This is a genomic window from Pseudomonas sp. DF11 (assembly GCF_058148565.1).
The window spans coordinates 1-208 of record NZ_JBYVYN010000039.1; the positions used below are offsets into that span (position 1 = coordinate 1).

1 pseudogene is annotated in these 208 nt (G+C 60.6%); it reads left to right on the top strand.

The window, feature by feature from the left end:
- Positions 1–208 (top strand): annotated as a pseudogene (locus AC30D9_RS29450) (carbon starvation protein A); the annotation flags it as partial.

Sequence of the window (208 nt, forward strand, 5' to 3'; positions counted from 1 at the left end):
CACCGCGGGCCTGATCAAGCTGTTTGACGCCAATCCGGCGATCGGCTTCCTGGCCCTGGCGCGCAAATACAACGATGCCCTGGCCGCCGGCCAGATCCTGGCCCCGGCCAAGAGCATCGAGCAGATGCAGCATGTGGTGTTCAACGCCTACACCAACGCGACGCTGACGGTATTGTTCCTGTTCGTGGTCTTCAGCATCCTGTTCTAT